At 34.5% G+C, this 20,873-nt stretch carries 21 protein-coding genes; 15 read left to right on the top strand and 6 right to left on the bottom strand.

The genetic code is table 11. From position 1 onward, the window contains the following. The first annotated feature begins 27 nt into the window (after positions 1 to 27). The 12 genes from serS (at position 28) to ACKXGU_RS07400 (ending at position 9,409) form a co-directional block, all read left to right on the top strand. Positions 28 to 1,299, top strand: coding sequence for a serine--tRNA ligase (gene serS, locus ACKXGU_RS07345; protein ID WP_463464699.1), 1,272 nt, complete (start codon positions 28 to 30; stop codon positions 1,297 to 1,299). A 156-nt stretch (positions 1,300 to 1,455) separates the two neighbouring features. After that, positions 1,456 to 1,584: a hypothetical protein gene (locus ACKXGU_RS07350; RefSeq protein ID WP_463464700.1), complete on the top strand. Its 129-nt coding sequence runs from the start codon at positions 1,456 to 1,458 to the stop codon at positions 1,582 to 1,584. 179 nt (positions 1,585 to 1,763) lie between these two features. Beyond that, positions 1,764 to 3,533 (top strand): tetratricopeptide repeat protein, encoded by a 1,770-nt coding sequence (locus ACKXGU_RS07355; protein ID WP_463464701.1) that lies wholly within the window; start codon positions 1,764 to 1,766, stop codon positions 3,531 to 3,533. Between the two features lie 6 nt (positions 3,534 to 3,539). Continuing rightward, entirely contained in the window at positions 3,540 to 4,052 is a 513-nt protein-coding gene (locus tag ACKXGU_RS07360) for a GNAT family N-acetyltransferase (RefSeq protein ID WP_463464702.1), read from the top strand. A 43-nt stretch (positions 4,053 to 4,095) separates the two neighbouring features. Then, on the top strand, positions 4,096 to 4,422 hold the full coding sequence (locus tag ACKXGU_RS07365; RefSeq protein ID WP_463464703.1) for a DUF4286 family protein: 327 nt from the start codon (positions 4,096 to 4,098) through the stop codon (positions 4,420 to 4,422). Then, positions 4,422 to 5,192 (top strand): 16S rRNA (adenine(1518)-N(6)/adenine(1519)-N(6))-dimethyltransferase RsmA, encoded by a 771-nt coding sequence (rsmA, locus tag ACKXGU_RS07370; RefSeq protein WP_463464704.1) that lies wholly within the window; start codon positions 4,422 to 4,424, stop codon positions 5,190 to 5,192. Before ACKXGU_RS07365 ends, rsmA begins: the two co-directional genes overlap by 1 nt. A 26-nt stretch (positions 5,193 to 5,218) precedes the next feature. Then, on the top strand, positions 5,219 to 6,568 hold the full coding sequence (mgtE, locus tag ACKXGU_RS07375) for a magnesium transporter (RefSeq protein ID WP_463467414.1): 1,350 nt from the start codon (positions 5,219 to 5,221) through the stop codon (positions 6,566 to 6,568). 2 nt (positions 6,569 to 6,570) lie between these two features. Then, positions 6,571 to 7,512, top strand: coding sequence for a 2-hydroxyacid dehydrogenase (locus tag ACKXGU_RS07380; RefSeq protein WP_463464705.1), 942 nt, complete (start codon positions 6,571 to 6,573; stop codon positions 7,510 to 7,512). Between the two features lie 136 nt (positions 7,513 to 7,648). Beyond that, positions 7,649 to 8,020, top strand: a complete 372-nt coding sequence (locus tag ACKXGU_RS07385; protein WP_463464706.1) for a VOC family protein — start codon at positions 7,649 to 7,651, stop codon at positions 8,018 to 8,020. A gap of 2 nt (positions 8,021 to 8,022) precedes the next feature. Beyond that, positions 8,023 to 8,481 carry a DUF1801 domain-containing protein gene (locus ACKXGU_RS07390; RefSeq protein ID WP_463464707.1) on the top strand — a complete coding sequence of 153 codons (459 nt, stop codon included), beginning with the start codon at positions 8,023 to 8,025 and terminating at the stop codon, positions 8,479 to 8,481. A 39-nt stretch (positions 8,482 to 8,520) separates the two neighbouring features. Next, complete coding sequence (locus ACKXGU_RS07395; protein WP_463464708.1) at positions 8,521 to 8,907, top strand: VOC family protein; 387 nt, start codon at positions 8,521 to 8,523, stop codon at positions 8,905 to 8,907. Between the two features lie 52 nt (positions 8,908 to 8,959). Continuing rightward, positions 8,960 to 9,409: a TM2 domain-containing protein gene (locus ACKXGU_RS07400; RefSeq protein ID WP_463464709.1), complete on the top strand. Its 450-nt coding sequence runs from the start codon at positions 8,960 to 8,962 to the stop codon at positions 9,407 to 9,409. 8 nt (positions 9,410 to 9,417) lie between these two features. Here ACKXGU_RS07400 and ACKXGU_RS07405 read toward each other — a convergent pair whose 3' ends face one another. Genes ACKXGU_RS07405 through ACKXGU_RS07420 form a run of 4 tightly spaced genes read right to left on the bottom strand, consistent with a single transcriptional unit; the run spans position 9,418 to position 14,005 of the window. Then, the gene (locus ACKXGU_RS07405) at positions 9,418 to 10,431 is read right to left on the bottom strand and encodes a carboxypeptidase-like regulatory domain-containing protein (protein ID WP_463464710.1); all 1,014 of its coding nucleotides are present in this window, start codon (positions 10,429 to 10,431) and stop codon (positions 9,418 to 9,420) included. Further along, the gene (locus ACKXGU_RS07410; RefSeq protein ID WP_463464711.1) at positions 10,421 to 12,250 is read right to left on the bottom strand and encodes a GNAT family N-acyltransferase; all 1,830 of its coding nucleotides are present in this window, start codon (positions 12,248 to 12,250) and stop codon (positions 10,421 to 10,423) included. Before ACKXGU_RS07410 ends, ACKXGU_RS07405 begins: the two co-directional genes overlap by 11 nt. 23 nt (positions 12,251 to 12,273) lie before the next feature. Next, complete coding sequence (locus ACKXGU_RS07415; protein WP_463464712.1) at positions 12,274 to 13,524, bottom strand: aspartate kinase; 1,251 nt, start codon at positions 13,522 to 13,524, stop codon at positions 12,274 to 12,276. 1 nt (position 13,525) lies between these two features. Next, positions 13,526 to 14,005, bottom strand: coding sequence for an N-acetyltransferase family protein (locus tag ACKXGU_RS07420; RefSeq protein WP_463464713.1), 480 nt, complete (start codon positions 14,003 to 14,005; stop codon positions 13,526 to 13,528). A 111-nt stretch (positions 14,006 to 14,116) separates the two neighbouring features. Here ACKXGU_RS07420 and fbp point away from each other — a divergent pair, with 111 nt between their 5' ends. Then, positions 14,117 to 15,124 (top strand): class 1 fructose-bisphosphatase, encoded by a 1,008-nt coding sequence (gene fbp, locus ACKXGU_RS07425; RefSeq protein ID WP_463464714.1) that lies wholly within the window; start codon positions 14,117 to 14,119, stop codon positions 15,122 to 15,124. Between the two features lie 49 nt (positions 15,125 to 15,173). On the opposite strand, the gene ACKXGU_RS07430 is transcribed toward fbp, so the two are convergent. After that, positions 15,174 to 15,605: a TerB family tellurite resistance protein gene (locus ACKXGU_RS07430; RefSeq protein WP_463464715.1), complete on the bottom strand. Its 432-nt coding sequence runs from the start codon at positions 15,603 to 15,605 to the stop codon at positions 15,174 to 15,176. A gap of 190 nt (positions 15,606 to 15,795) precedes the next feature. Between ACKXGU_RS07430 and mfd the strand changes: the two genes are divergently transcribed. Both mfd and ACKXGU_RS07440 read left to right on the top strand, forming a co-directional pair. After that, a complete protein-coding gene (mfd, locus tag ACKXGU_RS07435) occupies positions 15,796 to 19,143 on the top strand; it encodes a transcription-repair coupling factor (RefSeq protein ID WP_463464716.1) in 3,348 nt (1,115 codons plus the stop codon). Positions 19,144 to 19,187: 44 nt separating this feature from the next. Further along, positions 19,188 to 20,492: a TlpA family protein disulfide reductase gene (locus ACKXGU_RS07440; protein ID WP_463464717.1), complete on the top strand. Its 1,305-nt coding sequence runs from the start codon at positions 19,188 to 19,190 to the stop codon at positions 20,490 to 20,492. On the opposite strand, the gene ACKXGU_RS07445 is transcribed toward ACKXGU_RS07440, so the two are convergent. After that, positions 20,489 to 20,848 carry a YraN family protein gene (locus ACKXGU_RS07445; RefSeq protein ID WP_463464718.1) on the bottom strand — a complete coding sequence of 120 codons (360 nt, stop codon included), beginning with the start codon at positions 20,846 to 20,848 and terminating at the stop codon, positions 20,489 to 20,491. The genes ACKXGU_RS07440 and ACKXGU_RS07445 overlap by 4 nt on opposite strands. Positions 20,849 to 20,873 lie beyond the last annotated feature (25 nt).

Consider the following 20,873-nt stretch of genomic DNA (forward strand, 5'->3'; position numbering starts at 1 on the left):
TTAAATTTGTCCCTTAAATTTTAGTGCATGTTACAAGTACCTTTTATTAGAGATAACAAAGAATTCGTTATAGAACGATTGGCAAAAAGAAATATCGATGCAAGTCAAATGATTGATAATGTGATTGAATTGGATGAAGACAGAAGACAGATTCAAACGCAACTTGATAATACCTTGGCCGAATCGAATACAATTTCAAAAGAAATTGGCATGCTCTTTAAGAAAGGTGAAGTTGATAAAGCCAATGCTTTAAAAGCCAAAACCACCGATTTAAAGGAGTCGTCTAAAGATTTGTCTGAACAATTAGCAGCAAAAACAGATGCCCTAAACGAGTTGTTATACAAAATACCCAATATTCCACATGAATCTGTTCCCAATGGAAATTCAGAGGAAGATAATGAAGAAGTTTTTAGAGAAGGTACTATTCCTGAACTTCATGATAATGCTTTACCACATTGGGAATTGGCTAAAAAATATGATATCATTGATTTTGAATTAGGTAACAAAATCACTGGGGCTGGATTTCCTGTTTTCAAAGGAAAAGGAGCCCGATTGCAACGTGCTTTAATACAGTACTTTTTAGATAAAAATACAGAAGCTGGATACACCGAATATCAATTACCACATTTAGTCAATGAGGCTTCAGGTTTTGGCACTGGCCAATTACCCGACAAAGAAGGGCAAATGTACCATGTAACTGAAGATAATTTATATTTAATTCCAACAGCCGAAGTACCGGGAACTAATATTTTTAGAGATGTTATTCTCAATGAAAATGAGTTGCCAATTGGTATTACTGGATATACACCTTGTTTTAGACGTGAAGCGGGAAGCTATGGAGCCCATGTTCGAGGCCTTAATAGATTACATCAATTTGATAAGGTGGAGATTTTAAGAGTCGAAAATCCGAGTCGTTCTTATGAAGCTTTAGATGAAATGGTCAATCATGTTAAAACCATTCTTAATGAACTTAATTTACCATACCGTATTTTACGTTTATGTGCTGGAGATTTAGGTTTTACTTCGGCATTAACTTATGATTTCGAAGTGTTTTCAACCGCTCAAGATCGTTGGTTGGAAATCTCTTCGGTTTCTAATTTTGAAACCTTTCAAGCCAATAGATTGAAGTTGCGTTTTAAAAATTCTGAAGGCAAAAAAGAATTGGCACATACCCTTAATGGCAGTTCTTTGGCTTTACCAAGAGTCCTTGCTGGTATTTTAGAAAACTATCAAACAGAGAAAGGCATTCAAATTCCTGAAGTTTTAATTCCTTATACAGGATTTTCTACGATTGAATAATTGTAGTCTTTTTCTTTCTTTTTTATGTGATTTTCGGTTTATTAATCGTTGAAATGCAAAAAAATCGTGTTGTTTGACGATTTTTTCTTGATTTTCTTTGTTTATTAGAAAATAATTTAGATGTTAGTAGTCCCAAAACTAAAAACCTACTTAATTATGAAAAATCTAAAACGAATTTTTCTTCTATTGGCGCTAGCCTTTATAGCGAGTAAAGTTTTATTTTCAGATTTTGATTTTTCTGAAAAGACAACCATAAATCCTATAGCTTCGATAGCTTCCAAATAATAATAATAACATAAAGATTGCCCCAATCAAGTAATTGAATCATGTTAAAAATTAACAATGATTAATAGCACATTTTATCTGGTTGGTAAATGCCTGAATAATATTCAGGCATTTTTTTTTTATAAAAACATTCACAACAACTAGCTGTCACTTTTGTTATATTTACATAAAGTAAGCGTATGAAAGCCCTATTCCTATTCTTTTTTTTAATATCAACCAGTCTGTATTCCCAGGAAGACCTGCTGGCAAAGGAGTATTTCAATAACGGTGAGTTTGAAAAAGCGTTAGCCTCATATCAAGCCTTATATAAAAAGACACCCAACAACAACAATTACTTTGTTGCTTTGATTAAATCGCACCAACAATTGGAGCAATTGGATGAGGCAGAGGCGTTATTAAAAAACCAGATCTCCAGAATTACCTATCCTGCCTTATACGTTGAGCTTGGCTATAACTATGAATTAAAAAATGACATGGAGCAAGCCAATATTAATTATGATAAAGCTATTGCTTTTGTTGACGATAACCCCAATTATGCTTTCTCAATTGGCAAATATTTTGAAGACCGATCGCTATTAGAACGTGCAGTTGCCACCTATCAAAAAGCTATGTCGCTCAAAGCCGACCTAAACTTCAATTCACAATTGGCCAAAATTTATGGTGAACAGGGCAATGTGGAGAAAATGTTTGAAAGCTACCTGAATTTCATTGAGTTTAATGATACATACATCAATTCGATAAAGCGCGCCTTTAATGAATTTATATCTGAAGACAGCGAGAATGAAAGCAACCAAATCCTCAAGAAAATATTGCTTAAAAAAATCCAGCAAAATCCAGATTTAATGTGGAATGAGCTGTTAAGCTGGTTATTTATTCAGCAAAAAGATTACAAAAAAGCGTTTGCTCAAGAAAAAGCTATTTTCAATAGAAAGCCTGAAAGTCTTAATAGAGTTGAAGAATTAGCCTTTATAGCTGTAAATGACGAGCAATATGAAATAGCCCAAGAAATCTTCGTATATATCACAGAAACCGCTCAAGACCCCGAAACGCAAATTGCCGCACATGATAATTTGCTTCAAATTGAAGCCAAAACAAATACTGATTACAATAGTCTTGAAAAAAAATACCTTGCACTATTTGATACCTATGGCAGATCATTGGGCACATTAAATTTACAAATTTCATATGCTCATTTTTTAGCATTTTATGTGCATGAACCTCAAAAAGCCAGTACATTCTTAAAATCGTCTTTAGATTTACCTCTATCTGCGTTGGAAGAAGGAAAGGTAAAGTTGGAATTAGCCGATATACTTGTATTTGAAGAAAAATTCAACGAAGCACTGATTTACTATTCCCAAATTCAACGCAATTTAAAAAACAGTACCTTATCACAAGAAGCCAGATATAAAGTAGCCAGAACCAGTTATTTTAAAGGTGATTTTAAATGGGCCGAATCGCAATTAAAAATTTTAAAGTCATCAACGTCTCAACTAATTGCCAACGATGCGTTGGACCTCATGCTACTCATAACCGATAATAAGTTTGAAGATTCAACCCAAACTGCATTAAAACTTTATGCTAAAGCCGATTTGTTAGCCTTTCAAAACAAAACAGACGAAGCTATTCAGGTTTTAGATCAAGTATTAATTGAGCACAAAGGCACTACCATAGAAGATCAGGCTTTGTATAAACAAGGTAAATTGCTGGAATCAAAAAATGAATTCACTAAAGCTGAAAGCAATTATCTAAACATCATCACAAATTATAAAGACGATTTATTGGCTGATGATGCTTATTTTGCTTTAGCTGAACTCTATGAAAAGCAACTGCAACAACCTGAAAAAGCTAAAGAATATTACGAGCAAATAATCTTCAACTATGAGGACAGTATTTATTATGTAGAGGCTCGTAAAAAGTATAGAATGTTACGTGGTGATGCCATCAATTAAATTATCATGATTATTGCCAAAACAAAACGGCTCATTATTTCAGAATTTAAAGTTGAGGATGCTCCTTTTTTTCATCAACTTCTCAACACACCTAAATGGATTACATATATAGGTGATAGAAACGTTAACACAATTGAGGATGCCAAAAAATATCTACTTGACAAAATAATTCCAGCTTATACCAAACAGGGTTTTGGCTTTTATAAACTTGCCCTCAAAGACAATGGTGTTGCAATTGGCACTGCTGGTTTAGTTACAAGACCGCGTTTAGATTTTCCAGATATAGGTTTTGCTTTACTCCCTGAATTTGAATCAAAAGGATTTGGTTATGAGTCATCAATTGCTATTTTAGAATTGGCCAAATCAGAATTTAATTTAAAAAAAGTATTAGGTATTACTTTAGAGCATAATAAAAACTCGATCAAACTTTTGGAAAAACTTGGCCTTGAATTTGAAAAAAGGATAAAACCTTTTGAAGATGATGAGGAACTCCTGTTATTTGCAAAAGATTTAAGCTAATTTGTCATTCCTGCGAAGGCAGGAATCTATTATTTACAATATTATGATAATATATAACGTAACAGTAAACATTGACGAAAGTGTTCATGATGAATGGCTACACTGGATGAAGTCAGAACACATTCCTCAGGTATTGGCTACTGGAAAATTTAAGGAAGCCAAATTGACCCGTGTTTTGGTTGAAGAAGAAAAAGGTGGTGTTACCTACTCTACTCAATATAGAGCTTTCTCCAGAGAGTCTTTAGATGATTATTACGAATATGATGCTGAAGCTTTACGTAATGATGGTTTGAAGCGATTTGCAGATAAAATGTTGGCTTTCAGAACTGAATTGGAAATCATTGATGAATTTACGGTAAACTTTGAATAATGTCAGTAAAAGCAAAAAAACATCTCGGACAGCATTTTTTAAAAGATGAAAATATTGCTCAAAAGATTGCCAATGCATTATCTTTTAAAGGCTATAACCATGTATTGGAAATAGGTCCCGGAATGGGTGTTTTAACCAAATATTTGCTTGAAAAGGACGTTACAACACATGTTATAGAAATAGATACCGAATCTGTTGAATATCTTAAAGCGAACTATTTAAACCTTGCCAGTCGAATTATTGAACAAGACTTCTTAAAATATGATTTAACACAAGTTTTTAATGACGAACCCTTTGCCATAACAGGTAATTTCCCCTATAATATTTCATCACAAATTGTTTTTAAATTATTGGAAATGCGTGGTCAAATTCCAGAGTTTTCAGGTATGTTCCAAAAAGAAGTTGCCCAAAGAATTTGCTCCAAAGAGGGTAGCAAAGTATATGGTATCCTCTCGGTTTTAACCCAAGCCTTTTACGATGCCACTTATTTGTTTACTGTTCCTCCATCCGTTTTCAATCCACCTCCAAAAGTTGATTCTGGCGTATTACTGTTAAAACGAAAAGAAAATTTCGCGCTCCCATGTGATGAAACCTTATTTTTCAAGGTTGTAAAAACTAGTTTTCAACAACGTCGTAAAACGCTTCGTAACAGTTTAAAAATATTCAATATGTCAGATAATTTAAAAGCAAATGTTATATTTGACAAAAGACCAGAACAATTAAGCGTTTCAGAGTTTATTGAGCTGACTTCGCTTATTGAAAACGATTGAATTCCTTGGTAGAAGAAAACGAAAACATACAATTTCAATTGACTGACGAACTCATTGAAAAGGTTGAAATTCTCATCGAAGAACAAGATGATAAGGAACTAAAATCCCTTTTTAAGGAGTATCACTATGCCGATATAGCTGAAATTCTTGATGAACTCAATCAGGATGAAGCGGTCTATGTGATCAAGCTTTTAGATTCTGAAACCACTTCGGATGTTTTAATGGAGTTGGATGAGGATATCAGGGAAAAGGTCTTAAGAAATCTATCAGCCAAAGAAATTGCTGAAGAAATTGAGGAGCTCGATACCGATGATGCTGCCGACATGATTTCCGAACTTCCTGAAGAACGTCAAGAGGAAGTCATCTCGAATATTGAAGATGCCGAACACAAAGCAGAGATTAAAGAGCTGTTGGCCTATGATGAAGATACAGCTGGTGGTCTTATGGCAAAAGAGCTGGTAAAAGTTTATGAAACCTGGACCGTTGCTGGTTGTATGCGAAGAATAAGAGGTCAGGCAAAAGACGTCACACGTGTTCATTCCATATATGTGGTTGACAAAGAAGACAAACTTATAGGCAGACTCTCACTTAAAGATTTGATTACAGCTAAAAGTGATCAAAAAATAGCAGAAATATCAAACTCTAACGTTGATTGGGTTCATGTAAAAGATGACGTTGAAGATGTTGCCAAAATTATGCAGAAATATGATTTGGAAGCTATTCCTGTGGTTGATGACAACCAAACGCTTTTAGGTCGTATTACCATTGATGACATTGTCGATGTTATTAGAGAAGAGGCAGATAAAGACTACCAGTTAGCGGCTGGTATTTCACAAGATGTTGAAGCCGATGATAGTATTCTTGAATTAACCAAAGCACGATTGCCTTGGCTTGTTTTAGGTCTTTTTGGCGGATTGGGCAGTGTATTCATTATGAAAGGATTTGAACATATTATGTCCACTGTACCATCACTGTTTTTCTACACCCCTCTTATTGCGGCCATGGCCGGAAATGTTGGTGTACAATCCAGTGCCATTATTGTTCAAGGTTTGGCTAATGATAATGTCAAAGGGAGTTTGCTGAATCGTTTGTTAAAGGAAATTGGTTTGAGTCTCATTAATGGACTGGCTTTAGCCCTTTTGGTTATACTATTTGGGTGTATTATTGGTCAAGATACTGTAGAAAGTATTGCTATTGCTGTTTCTATGATGTCAGTAATTGTTGTAGCAGCTTTAATAGGAACCTTTGTACCTATTATTCTGGATAAGCATGGAATTGATCCAGCCATAGCGACAGGTCCGTTTATTACAACAAGTAATGACATTTTAGGTATTTACTTGTTCTTTGTTTTGGCTGGTCTGATAATTGGATTCTAACCATGAAAATTCTTCATCTTGATACCAATCACCCGCTTTTAATTGAACAACTTAATAATTTAGGTTTTCAAAATGATGAAGATTACACATCCACAAAACCTGAAATAGAATCAATAATTCACAACTACGATGGCATTGTCATTCGCAGTCGATTCACCATTGACAAACCCTTTTTGGATGCAGCTAAAAACCTTAAATTCATAGGTCGTGTTGGTGCAGGTTTAGAAAACATCGATTGTGATTACGCAAAAAGCAAAGGTGTTTATTTAATTTCGGCACCTGAAGGCAACCGCAATGCCGTAGGAGAACACACACTCGGTATGCTACTGTCATTATTCAACAAACTCAACAAGGCCGATCAAGAAGTACGGCAAGGCAAATGGCTTCGTGAGGAAAATCGTGGTGTGGAGTTGGATGGAAAAACTGTTGGAATCATTGGATATGGTAATATGGGAAAAGCCTTTGCCAAAAAACTGCGAGGTTTCGATGTAACCGTTTTATGTTACGATATTCAAGACAACTTGAGTGATGAAAACGCCCAACAAGTAACACTTCAGGAACTTCAAAAGCAGGCGGATATAGTTAGCTTGCATACACCACAAACAGCTTTAACCACTAATATGGTCAATACGGAATTTATTAATGGATTTTCAAAACCATTTTGGTTTATCAATACCGCACGAGGAAAAAGCGTTGTAACCAGTGATTTAGTTTCGGCCTTAAAATCCAGAAAAATTCTAGGTGCTGGATTAGATGTTTTGGAATACGAAAAGTCTTCTTTTGAAAGTGTCATGTCGAGCGCAGTCGAGACGTCGCAACCTCTCAAATATTTAATTCAGGCAGAAAATGTCATATTAACTCCGCATGTGGCAGGATGGACAGTTGAAAGCCATGAAAAATTAGCCCAGACCATTGTTGATAAGATTAAAGCTAAATTTTCCTAACTTACGGAACAAATGGAAGCCTATGGTGGGTCTGGTTTTATGGCCTTCATTATGTTTGTAACGGTTATTATGATTGGAATTGTAATATCTTTAATTTCCGGATTAATCCTTCAACGTAAAAAATAACATTATAAATATGACATTAGGAGCTTTTTCAATGAGTTTAAGCGTCAAAGACATTCACGCTTCAAAAACGTTTTATGAACACCTAGGATTTTCTGTTTTTGCAGGAGATATCGAAAAGAATTATCTTATTATGAAAAACGGCAATGCATTGGTCGGATTATTTCAAGGCATGTTTGAGCAAAATATTTTAACTTTTAATCCCGGTTGGGATGAAAACGCCAGTAAGTTAGATTCTTTTGATGATGTTAGAGACATTCAAAAGCACCTTAAGGAAAGTATGATAAAATTGGAGAGAGAAGCTGATGAAAACACCACTGGACCAGCAAGTATTGTTATGTTTGACCCAGATGGAAATACTATATTAATAGATCAACACGTATAATTATGCAATACAAAGCATCTTCACCTGAAGATTATATCAGTCAAGTCCCAGAAGAACGTCGGGATATCTTAAATAAGTTACGCAAAACTATAAAGGCCAATTTGCCAAAAGGTTTTGAAGAAGGTATTCAATATGGTATGATAGGCTATTATGTACCACATAGTAAGTACCCTGATGGTTATCATTGTACACCTGAAGAGCCATTACCATTTATGAGTTTTGCATCACAAAAAAACTCCATTAATCTATACCATAGTGGCATTTATGCTGTGCCAGAAATTCATGATTGGTTTGTAAACGAATATCCAAAACACAGCAATTATAAGCTTGACATGGGAAAAAGTTGTGTGCGTTTTAAACGCTTTAATGATATTCCATTAGATTTAATTGCAGAACTCTGTACTAAATTAACTCCAGAACAATGGATTGATATTTATGAAACCAATATTAAAAAGAATTAATAACTAAATTAAGTTTTCCGCTTTCTCGGAAAAATGATTATGAAAAAACGTGTTACAGGAATTGGTGGTCTATTTTTTAAAACCAAAGATCCAAAAGCTACTAAAGATTGGTACAAAAAACATTTAGGCTTCAATACCGATGATTACGGCTGCACATTTTGGTGGAAAGATAAAGCAGGAAACGATTGCTCCACACAATGGAGTCCGTTTTCTGAAGACACCAAATACTATGAGCCTTCAAAAAAAGATTTCATGTTTAACTATCGTGTAGAGAATCTAAAGGAATTATTAGAAACCTTAAAACAGGAAGGTGTGACGGTTGTTGGCGATATGGAAGAATATAGTTATGGGAAATTTGGATGGATTTTAGACAATGACGGGAACAAAATTGAGCTATGGGAACCTGTTGATGCAGCTTTTGAATAAATTTCAATGGCGTTTTTTGTATATTTAATTGTCAATTATAAATCCTAATAACATGTCCGACGAAAAAAACTTTAGTGACGACCTAAACGATATGTTAGGTGATGCCAAAGAAGGCGCAAAAAAAGCCGCTGATAAGGCCGAAGCGTTTGCTAACGAAGCCAAGGAAAAGGCTCGGGAGTTTGCCCATGAAGCCAAACAATCTGCCAAAGAATTTTCCGATGGCGCTCAAGAGACTTTCAATGAGGTTTCAGGTGATAACAAGAAGATTCTCGCGGGAATCATTGCCATTTTGTTTGGTTGGATAGGTATTCATAAGTTTTTATTAGGATATAGTAAAGAAGGGGTTATTCTCTTGGTTTTGGGACTTCTTGGTTTTTTTACTTGTGGTATTACTTCCGGAATTTCAGGTTTAATCGGGTTGGTAGAGGGTATCATCTACTTGACAAAATCTGATGAAGAGTTTTTCAACACCTACCAAGTTGGGAACAAGCCTTGGTTTTAATTTATGAATTAGTCTGGTGAATAGTCCAAGGGTAGCGTATCTCCTATTCTTTGTTGACCAAACTCTCCAGTAAAAACCAATGCGTCAACTGGAGAATGATTACCGTTTCTGTCCAAAGAAAAAAACTGTTTTTTTGAGGAAACAGTTGATTGCCTGGCGACATTTTTATTAAATACCACGGTGAGTGGTTTGAAAATCCGAACCTGAAAAACATTAGGATCATCAGTAGCATAAACACTAATAAAATTTTTTGCCGGAACAACTTTATTCTCATACAGCAGTGAAAACTTATTTTCTTCCAACGTGTTGTATAAAAGCGAACGCATAAAATGTATGACAGATCCTAAATAAGCTTTTTCTCTTTCTTTAATAACATGCCTTTTATCAGTTATAGATCTAAAAAAAGAAGTTCCTTGATAAAACACAGAGGACGCAGTGGTAATCTTCAACGACCCTTCGGAAGTGACATATTGAATTTCAAAATCCTGTAAATCATAATTAATTATGTATCCCAATTCTTTATTTCGTATTTGCAAAGGTCTTTTTACAGATGCTACCAGCATTTGCTTATCCTCTAAATAACGCAAAACAATATCATCTTCATTTAAAATTTTACAAGACAAACTATTTTTAGTGAACCCCAAAAATTGCATTCTAAACTGTTCTAATTTTCGTTTTCTTGACCAGGAATCTTTGGATGTCAGGGTTACTTCATTCAAGGCACTCACATCTTCCACAAGTTTAATATTTAATGCGATATCAGGGGAATAATTTTGAATAACTTGCTTCTCATAACCCAAAAAAGAAACAACCAAAGGTGTATTTAAAGACTCACTAAATGGAATTTCAAATCGCCCTTCCATGTCTGATATGACACCTATGGTGGTATTGTCAAAATAGACAGAAGCTCCTTCAATTAATTCGTTGGTTTTAGAATCAGTGATTAAGCCTTTAATACTTTGTGAAGCTATTTTGTTTAATGATATAAAAAAACAAAAAAAGGCTAATAATTTAATCTTCATTTGATTCGGAAAGCTTACGTTCTAATTCAGCCTGAAATTCCTCCATCACAGGTTTTACAGTGCTTTCAGGCAAATCTGCTATTTTAATGTACATGAGACCATCCACTGAATTATTAAATAGTGGATCCACATTAAAAGCAACCAACTTGGCATTTTGCTTAATGTATTTTTTTAACAAAACGGGAAGCCTTAATGCACCTGGTTCTACTTCATCAATGATTTTGTCAAACTTGTTTAGATCGGCTTCGGCTTCATCAAACACAAAATCCTTATCGGCATCTTTTAACTGCACCTTGAATTCCTTTTTAGGATGTACATATTGAGCCACATAAGGATCATAGTAATGTGACTTCATAAACTCAATCATTAATGATTTTGAAAAATTGGTAAACTGGTTACTGATACTCACGCCTCCAATTAAATATTTGTGTTCTGGATAACGCAAGGTTGTATGGACAATACCTTTCCAAAGAAGGAATAATGGCATTGGTTTTTGTTGGTAATCCTTGATGATAAATGCACGTCCCATTTCTATGGACTGACTCATCATTTTATATAATTCGGGTTCAAACCTAAATAAGTCCTGCAAATAAAATCCATCGATTCCATATCTTGAGAATATTTCTGAACCCAGACCCATTCTATAAGCTCCAGCAATGAGATTTTGGTCTCCATCCCATAAAAACATGTGATGATAATAGGTGTCAAAGGCATCTAAATCTATGGCTTCATTGGTTCCCTCTCCTACTTCTCTAAATGTAATTTCACGCAAGCGTCCAATTTCATGGATAATGTTTGGGATTTCTTTTGCTGGTGCCAGAAACACCTCATAATTTTTACTTTGTAGTAAACGAAAATCACCTTCACGCAAGGCTTCTACCTCTTTAACCATTAAAGCCTGGTCAACCTGCCCAACAATCCGTTTTGGAGGCTTTGGTAATTTTAAGGTCGATGAAATATTACTCAACAAATTCCCTTTTTCATCAAATGAGTTAGATAGCATATATGTTTTCTTTCTTAAAAATTCAGAAAACGATTCCAATGACTCATGTTCTTTTTGATCGGCTACAGAAATTGGCTTTCCTATTCTAACCTTGATGGTTCTTCGTTTTTGAGTCAGCAACTCTGAAGGTAATTTAGCGGTTCGGAATGTATCACTGATTTTAGATAGTTTGTAAAACAATTGACTGTTCTTTCCATGAAAATAAATTGGCACAATCGGTACTTCGGCCTTGTGAGCCAATTTCATGGCTGCTTCTTCCCATGGTCTATCAACCAGCAGTTTTCCATCTTTATAGGTTGATACCTCACCCGCTGGGAAAATTCCCAATGGATGTCCTTCACGTAAATGCAAAATGGCATTCTTAAAACCTGCAATACTAGATTTAGCATCTTTACGATCCTCAAAGGGATTCACAGGCATTATGTAGGGCTTTAAGGGTTCTATTCTATGCAGGAGAAAGTTGGCTATAATCTTAAAATCCTTTCGTTGTTCCAACATCAATTTTAGGAGCAAAATGCCATCAATACCTCCCAAAGGATGATTGGAAACCGTAATATAAGCACCATCTTTAGGCAAACGTTTTAAATCCTCTTCGGGAATTTCAAATTTTATTTGAAACTCTTCCAAAATGGCATCTAAAAATTCAAGATCAGACAAATGTTTAGTTCGATTATAAATGGAATTGAGAGTTGAAATCTTTAAGACTTTCATCAAAATCCACCCAAAAAAAGTCCCCATAAACCCATACTTATCCATTTGAATGGCAGCAGCAACTTCCTTGGCGGTAACTAATCCTTTTTTAGGTTGATTTGTCATGAATACAAATGTAGTTATTTTGTTTATTTAGTTACCATTTGCATGGTCTCTTGTGTTAATTGCTTCAATAACACTTCTTTGTCTTTTTCTAATTGTAGAATGGCAGCTTCATTATAATGTCTTATAGTATACAAAGACACGTTTTCGCAGCAATTTACTTTAAATTTTGCTTTTAAATGTTGAAGAAGCTTCTCTAAATTATTGTACCCATTATCAAAACAAACTGAAAAACTAATGGCCGAGTTTTGAATAACATCAACCTTCATTTTGTACATGTGTAACAAATTGAATATATCGCTAATATTTTCCTCAACGATATAAGAAAAATCCAATGACGATAATGAAACCAACACCTGATTCTTTTTTAGGATGAAACAGGGTATTTCTGGCTCAATCCCTTTACCTTTTGCAACAACGGTTCCATTATTTTGCGGGTTCAAAAACGATTTTACAAATAAAGGAATTTCCTTTCTTTGCAGTGGTTGTAACGTTTTTGGATGAATCACTGAAGCCCCGTAAAAGGCCAACTCTATCGCTTCACGATAAGATATTTTGTGTAATAATTGTGCGTTTTCAAAGTATCGAGGGTCTGCATTGAGAACACCTGGCACATCTTTCCAGATTGTCACGCTATCGGCATTCAGGCAATAAGCAAAAATAGCTGCGGTGTAATCACTACCTTCTCTTCCTAAAGTAGTTGTAAAGTTATTGGGATCACTCCCCAAAAACCCTTGGGTAATATTCAAACTACCCTTTTTAAAATTTTCGGCAATAAGGCTTTGTGTCTTTTCCCAATCTACATTAGCTCTTCGGTAATAATTATCAGTCTTGATGAACTCCCGAACATCCAACCAATTGTTCTTTAGACCCATTTCATTTAAAAACTCGCTTACAATGGTTGTGGAAACCAGTTCACCAAACCCTATAGTTTGATCATAAACATAGTTGTAATCTGGCGATTTATTGCGGTCAAAAAATGAAGCCAGTTCATCAAATAAACCAGATACTTTTTTGAAAACAGGATGATTTTCATTTTCAAACAAGTCCAATAAAATGGCATTATGATATTTTTTTACATCCTGAATAGAGCTCTGTAACGCCGATTTATTATTGAAATAATTATCAATAATAGTTTCAATGGCATTGGTTGTTTTGCCCATGGCAGAAACTACAATCAGCGTTTTTGAATGTCCTGTTTCATTCAATACATTCAATAAATTTTTTACCCCTTCAGCATCTTTAACCGATGCTCCACCAAATTTAAATACTCGCATATTACAGGTTTGATAAATATGTTTTTATTGCAGATTCGTTTAAGTGTACCACATCCCAATCACGTTTCACATCTGCTCCTTTTTCTTCATAAAATTTAATAGCGGGTTCGTTCCAATCCAATACTTCCCAACAGATGCGTTTCACACCTAGTTGATAACCGTATTTTACAACTTCATCCAAAAGCAATGTTCCTAAACCATTACCTCGCATTTTTTCACTGACTATCAAGTCTTCCAAATGCAGTACATTACCTTTCCAGGTGGAGTATCTGGTATAAACTAAAGCCATTGCTTCAATGCGCTCTTCAACTTCAGCAACAAAGCATTGAAAAAGGGGTTCTTCTCCAAACCCATCTTCTTCTAATTCTTTTAATGAAATTTCGACTTCATGAGGCTCTTTTTCAAAAACAGCAAGTTCGGTAATTAATTCCAAAACCCTGGCCATATCTTCTTTATTTGCCTTTCTTACCTTAAATTTCATTTGAAGATTTTACTTCAAAGATAGCTTTTTATCTGATATTTAAATTTTCGAAAACGTTGTAGTTTATTAAAAAATCCGATATTTGCACAAACATCAACATCCTCCATATTTATGTCTCAAAAAAATCAAACTTTAGGTGAATTTATTATTGAAAATCAGGCATCATTCAAATACACCTCAGGGGAGCTTTCCAGATTAATAAACTCCATTCGTCTAGCAGCTAAAGTTGTTAATCATGAAGTAAACAAAGCTGGTCTGGTGGACATTATTGGTGCTGCTGGTGAGACAAATATTCAAGGTGAAGACCAACAAAAGTTAGATGTTTATGCCAATGATAAGTTCATTCAAACCCTCACAAACCGAAATATAGTTTGTGGTATTGCCAGTGAGGAAGAGGATGATTTTATTTCTATAAACAGCCAGGATGAAAACAACAATAATAAGTATGTTGTTTTAATTGACCCATTGGATGGTTCATCTAATATAGATGTAAATGTATCTGTTGGAACTATTTTTTCAGTTTTTAGACGGGTCACCCCAGTGGGAACTCCGGTTACCATTGAAGACTTTTTACAAAAAGGCAATCAACAGGTTGCAGCTGGTTATGTAGTTTACGGAACCTCGACCATGTTAGTCTATACAACGGGTGCAGGTGTAAATGGTTTTACCTTAAATCCTGCCATTGGTACTTTTTATTTATCGCACCCTAATATGCAGTTTCCTGAAAATGGAAAAATTTATTCGGTAAATGAAGGTAATTACATCCATTTTCCTCAAGGCATTAAAAACTATATTAAATATTGCCAAATGGAAGAGGGCGACAGGCCATATACTTCTCGATATATTGGTTCTTTAGTGTCTGACTTTCATAGAAATATGATAAAAGGTGGTATTTATTTGTATCCGAAAAGCTCAAAGAATTCTAATGGTAAACTTCGTTTATTGTATGAGTGCAACCCTATGGCCTTTTTGGCGGAACAAGCCAATGGTAAAGCCAGTGACGGTTTCAACAGGATTTTGGATATTCAACCTGAAGAGCTTCACCAACGAGTGCCTTTCATTTGTGGTAGTAAAAATATGGTGGAAAAAGCCGAAGAATTTATGAGAATGACCCCATAAAAAAAATGCGAATCGTTGGATTCGCATTTTCAAACTTATGAATAGAACATTATTTGTTCATATTTCTTATCTCTTCAATAAAGGTATCTAAATCAACACCATTACTGACTAATATTAGTGCCTTATCGACAATATACTTGACGTTATCAGGAGAAAACCCTAATCCAATACCTATTTTACGTAACACCATACTTTCATGTTCACCGTGAATGTGATCGACATGTACCATACGAGCCAAATCATACAAACGCTCCAAACGTCTATCATACGATGTTGGCGGATTAATAGGATGTGATTGGTAATCCTTTAAAATTTCCTTGTATGTAGTTTCACTGATATCTAAATTTCGTGCTAAACGGTCCAAAAACGCCTTCTCCTCTTCAGTAATTATTCCATCATCCATTGCTACCCTAACAATCGCAGCAAAATGATCTTCATTACGTTTTTTAAAACCACTATCAAATAAATCTAAAATTGACATATATTCTTGTTTTGTAAAGTGGTGCAAACTTACATATTTTTCTTTTTTTCTAATAAGAAAAAACCCTTAAAATAAGTTCACTCTGTCAATTTTTTAAAATTATAATCCTTCAGAGTAAATATAATTTTAATAATAGTTTTAATCAATAAACTCGTGAACAAAATTTTATATTTGCACAAAATAATTTGACTTGAGTAAAACAAACCTCTCGCAAGTATATAATCAGGCTTTGCAGATGCAAAATCTGCAACATGCTATTGCCAAAAATAAAGGCCGTGCCCATATTAAAGGACTTGTAGGCTCTTCGGTTTCATTTGTTTTTACAGAACTTTTTAAACAAGCTGAAAAACCATTTTTACTCATATTCAACGACAAGGAAGAAGCTGCCTTTTATCTTAATGATATTGAATTATTATTAAACGATAAAGATGTCCTCTTTTATCCTGGAAGTTACAGACGTCCATATCAAATTGAGGAAACAGATAATGCCAATGTACTGTTACGAGCCGAAGTGCTTAATCGTATAAATTCAAGAAAAAAACCGGCTATTATTGTAACCTATCCAGATGCCCTTTTTGAGAAGGTTGTCACTAGACGTGAACTTGAAAAAAACACCTTAAAAATTTCTATCAACGATCAATTATCTATTGATTTTGTGAATGAGGTCCTATTTGAATACAAGTTCAAACGTGTTGATTTTGTAACAGAGCCAGGAGAATTTTCAGTTCGTGGTGGTATAGTTGATGTATTCTCGTTTTCTCACGATGAGCCCTATCGTATTGAGTTTTTTGGCGATGAAGTTGATAGTATTCGAACCTTTGATGTAGAGTCTCAACTGTCTACGAATCAAATCAAGAAAATTAGTATCATTCCAAATGTTGCAAACAAATTTTTAGAAGAAAGTCGTCAAAGCTTCTTAAAGTATATCGCTCAAAAAACAGTTGTCTTTACTAAAAATGCCGAATTACTATTTTCAAGAATAGATGATTTTTATGAAAAAGCAGAGGAAACTTTTAAAAGTCTCTCATCTGAAATAAAACATGCAGAGCCTTCAGAATTATTCTGTAATTCCATGTTGTTAAAACAACAACTAATGGACTTTAATTTGGTTGAATTTGGTAATTCAAAGTTACTGACCAACACGGCAGATAATCAACAAATAATCTTCAATACAACACCACAGCCTGCCTTTAATAAGCAATTCAGCCTACTAATTGAAGACCTTAATGCTAATCATGATAAAGGATTCACAAATTATATAGCTTGTGTTAGTGAGCAGCAGGCCAAACGTTTTCACGATATTTTTGATGACGTCGAGGAAGATGTTCATTATAAAACGATTGTTTTATCACTTTTTCAGGGATTTGTAGATCATGATAATAAGATAACCTGCTATACGGACCATCAAATATTTGAACGTTATCACAAATTTCATTTAAAAAATGGCTATGCCAAAAAGCAGGCTATCACTTTGCGTGAATTGACCAATTTGGAAATTGGTGATTATGTAACCCATATCGATCATGGAATCGGTAAGTTTGGCGGACTCCAAAAAATTGATGTTGAAGGTAAAAAACAGGAAGCTATTAAATTGGTTTATGGTGAACGCGATGTTTTGTATTTAAGCATTCATTCTCTGCATAAAATCACCAAGTTTAATGGTAAGGACGGCAAGCCTCCAAAAGTTTATAAGTTAGGCAGCAAAGCTTGGAAAAATCTTAAACAAAAAACCAAATCAAGAGTTAAAGAAATTGCCTTTAACCTGATAAAAGTTTACGCCAAAAGAAAGTTAAAAAAAGGCTATCAATATAATCCAGATAGCTATATGCAACATGAATTGGAAGCCTCTTTTTTGTATGAAGACACTCCCGACCAAACAACATCGACAGCTGATATTAAAGCCGATATGGAAAGTGAACGCCCCATGGATCGCTTGGTTTGTGGTGATGTTGGTTTTGGCAAAACAGAGGTTGCCATCCGTGCTGCTTTTAAAGCTGTTGATAATGGTAAACAAGTGGCTGTTTTGGTGCCAACAACCATTCTAGCCTACCAACATTCCAGAACATTCAAGGAGCGACTAAAAGATTTCCCAGTAACTGTTGACTACCTCAACCGTTTTAGAACAGCCAAAGAAAAAAGAGAAATTCTTGAAAATCTGGAAAAAGGAACCATTGATATTATCATTGGAACCCATCAGTTAGTGAATAAAAATGTGAAATTTAAGAATCTGGGATTATTGATTGTTGATGAAGAACAAAAATTTGGGGTTGCTGTAAAGGAAAAACTCAAAACCATCAAAGAAAATGTCGATGTGCTCACGTTAACCGCTACACCAATACCAAGGACTTTACAGTTTAGCTTGATGGCTGCTCGTGACCTTTCTGTTATTACCACACCACCACCTAATCGCTATCCTATAGAAAGTCATGTCATCCGTTTTAGTGAAGAAACCATTCGAGATGCCATTACCTATGAGATTCAACGTGGCGGACAGGTTTTCTTTATTCACAACCGTATAGAAAACATTAAGGAAGTTGCTGGGATGATCCAACGCTTGGTGCCTGATGCTAAAATAGGTATTGGACATGGTCAAATGGAAGGCAGAAAATTAGAGCATTTAATGTTAGCATTTATTAATGGGGAGTTTGATGTTTTAGTCAGTACAACCATTGTAGAAAGTGGTTTGGATGTACCAAATGCCAACACCATTTTTATTAATAATGCCAATAATTTTGGCTTGAGTGATTTGCATCAAATGCGTGGTCGTGTAGGACGAAGTAATAAAAAGGCGTTTTGTTATTTTATTACACCTGAATACTCTGCTATGACCAACGATGCCAGAAAACGTATCACAGCTTTAGAACAATTTACTGAACTGGGAAGTGGTTTTAATATTGCCATGAAAGATTTGGAAATTCGTGGCGCTGGTGATTTATTAGGGGGAGAACAAAGTGGGTTCATTAATGATATTGGCTTTGATACCTATCAAAAAATATTAAATGAAGCTATTGAAGAACTTAAGGAAAATGAATTCAAGGATTTATATAAAGATGATGGTAAACCAAAAACTTATGTAAAAGACATAACCATTGACACGGACTTTGAATTGTTATTCCCTGATGATTATGTCAATAACATTACTGAACGCCTGAATCTTTATACGCAACTCAATAATGTTAAAACCGAAGAAGAACTAAGCACTTTTGAAAGTGAACTCATTGACCGATTTGGCGAATTACCGATACAAGTTGTTGATTTATTGAACAGTGTTAGAATAAAATGGCTAGCCACTAAAATGGGATTGGAAAAAGTGGTTATGAAAAAAAATAAACTTATTGGCTATTTTATTCATGATCAAAAAAGTGCTTTTTATCAAAGTCCCCAGTTTACCAAGGTTCTTCAATTTGTACAAACGCATTCCAATACTTGTAAAATGAAGGAAAAACAAACCAGAAATGGGCTTCGTTTATTATTGACTTTTGAAAATATAACATCAGTTAAGAAAGCTTTAACGGCTTTAAAACCCATTATGGATTAGTTTTTGTTACATTCGTTTAACATCTAAAAGTAACATCTGGCATTATGAAAAAATGGCTTTTAATAATTTCAATTCTTCCCCAATTCCTTTTAGCACAACACAGCATTAGAGGCACTTTTTCTCCTGCTGAAGAGTTTACATATGCTTTTCTTTATAAAAACACACCCTCTGGTGCTGACTATATTGATCGTGCTAAAATAAAATCAGGCGGGTCGTTTTCAATAGAAATGGACAAAAATGCTGAAACAGGGATTTATAAGATAGTATATGCCACACCTCCTGAAAGTAATAATTTTAATTTTTTCTATGACGGTAAAGAGGATGTTGTTTTGAATTATGATTTAGAAACCGGTTTATCATTTATTAGCTCCAATGACAACATACTCTGGAACAGCTATTTGTCAGATATCAGTAATATTAATAGTCAAATTAGTGCATATTATTCTTCTGAAAACACTAATCAAAAAACCATTGAATCAATTTTTGAAAATTTAAGTGAAGTACAGACAGCTTATGAAAAAGCAGCCGAAAATTCACAAGTCCAGGCATTTATAAAAAGCAATAGAACATATATTCCAGAGTCCTATGAAGATATAAATACCTACTCCAAAAACTTGAAAGCACACTATTTTGATAATATAGAATTTGATAATCCCCTATTACAATGTTCTGAATTCCTATCAGAGCGAGTTATGGCATACATATACGCCATACCACCAGATACCGAAGCTTATAATCAAGCTATTGATAATCTTGTCCATGCCATTGGAGACAACAAGATGACCAAAATGAACTTACTAGAAGTTGTATGGACCAGTATGTTAAGTATTAGTCAGGATTCCGTAGCCAAATACATTAGTGACAATTACTTGTTGGAATTAGCCGAACTGAACAATAACGAGCTTCTGGTAGAAATTTTACAGGAATATAAAAATACTGCCATTGGTAATAAAGCAGTCGATTTTAAATTCACTTATTTAAGTGACGATTCTCCAGTTGAAACCAGTCTGTATGAATTAAATAAATCTGACAGATACTTGCTTATTTTTTGGAGTAGTACCTGTAGCCATTGCTTGGAAGAATTACCCAAGGTAAAAACATTGATGGATCAATATCCTGAAATCACTGTCGTTGCTTATGGCTTGGAAAATAGTGTTAGAAACTGGAAAAAAACCATATTAAGCTTTCCAAACTTTCTTAACACCTATGATTTAAGTCAATGGGAAAGCCAGGTTGTTAAAGATTATGCTGTTCATGCAACACCAAGCTTTTTCATTTTGGATAGCACCAAAACAATCATTGCCAAACCTAGCGATGTTGAAGAATTACAAGCATTTTTAGAAAATTAAAAATGATAAAAGGCATCTTTTAAGTGCTCAATTTGATATTTGTTACCTTCTTTAACGATAGCAATAATATCAAACCGGACTTCGACCTCCAAATCATTTACGATAATATATTCGTCTACAGCTTTAACGAGATTTTTTATTTGTTTGGGCTTTACAAAATCTTGAGGATCTCCAAAATCTATAGTCGATCTTGCCTTAACTTCAATTATGGCTAAAGTATCCTGAAGTTGCGCTATAATATCAACCTCTGCTTTATCAAAACGGTAATTTCGCTCAATAATGTCATATCCATTATTAATAAGGAAGTCAACGGCCATTTGTTCGCCTTTTTTTCCTAATTCATTATGCTGCGCCACAATTTATTATTAGAATTCATGTCAT

This window comes from Hanstruepera sp. CR43, assembly GCF_055227665.1.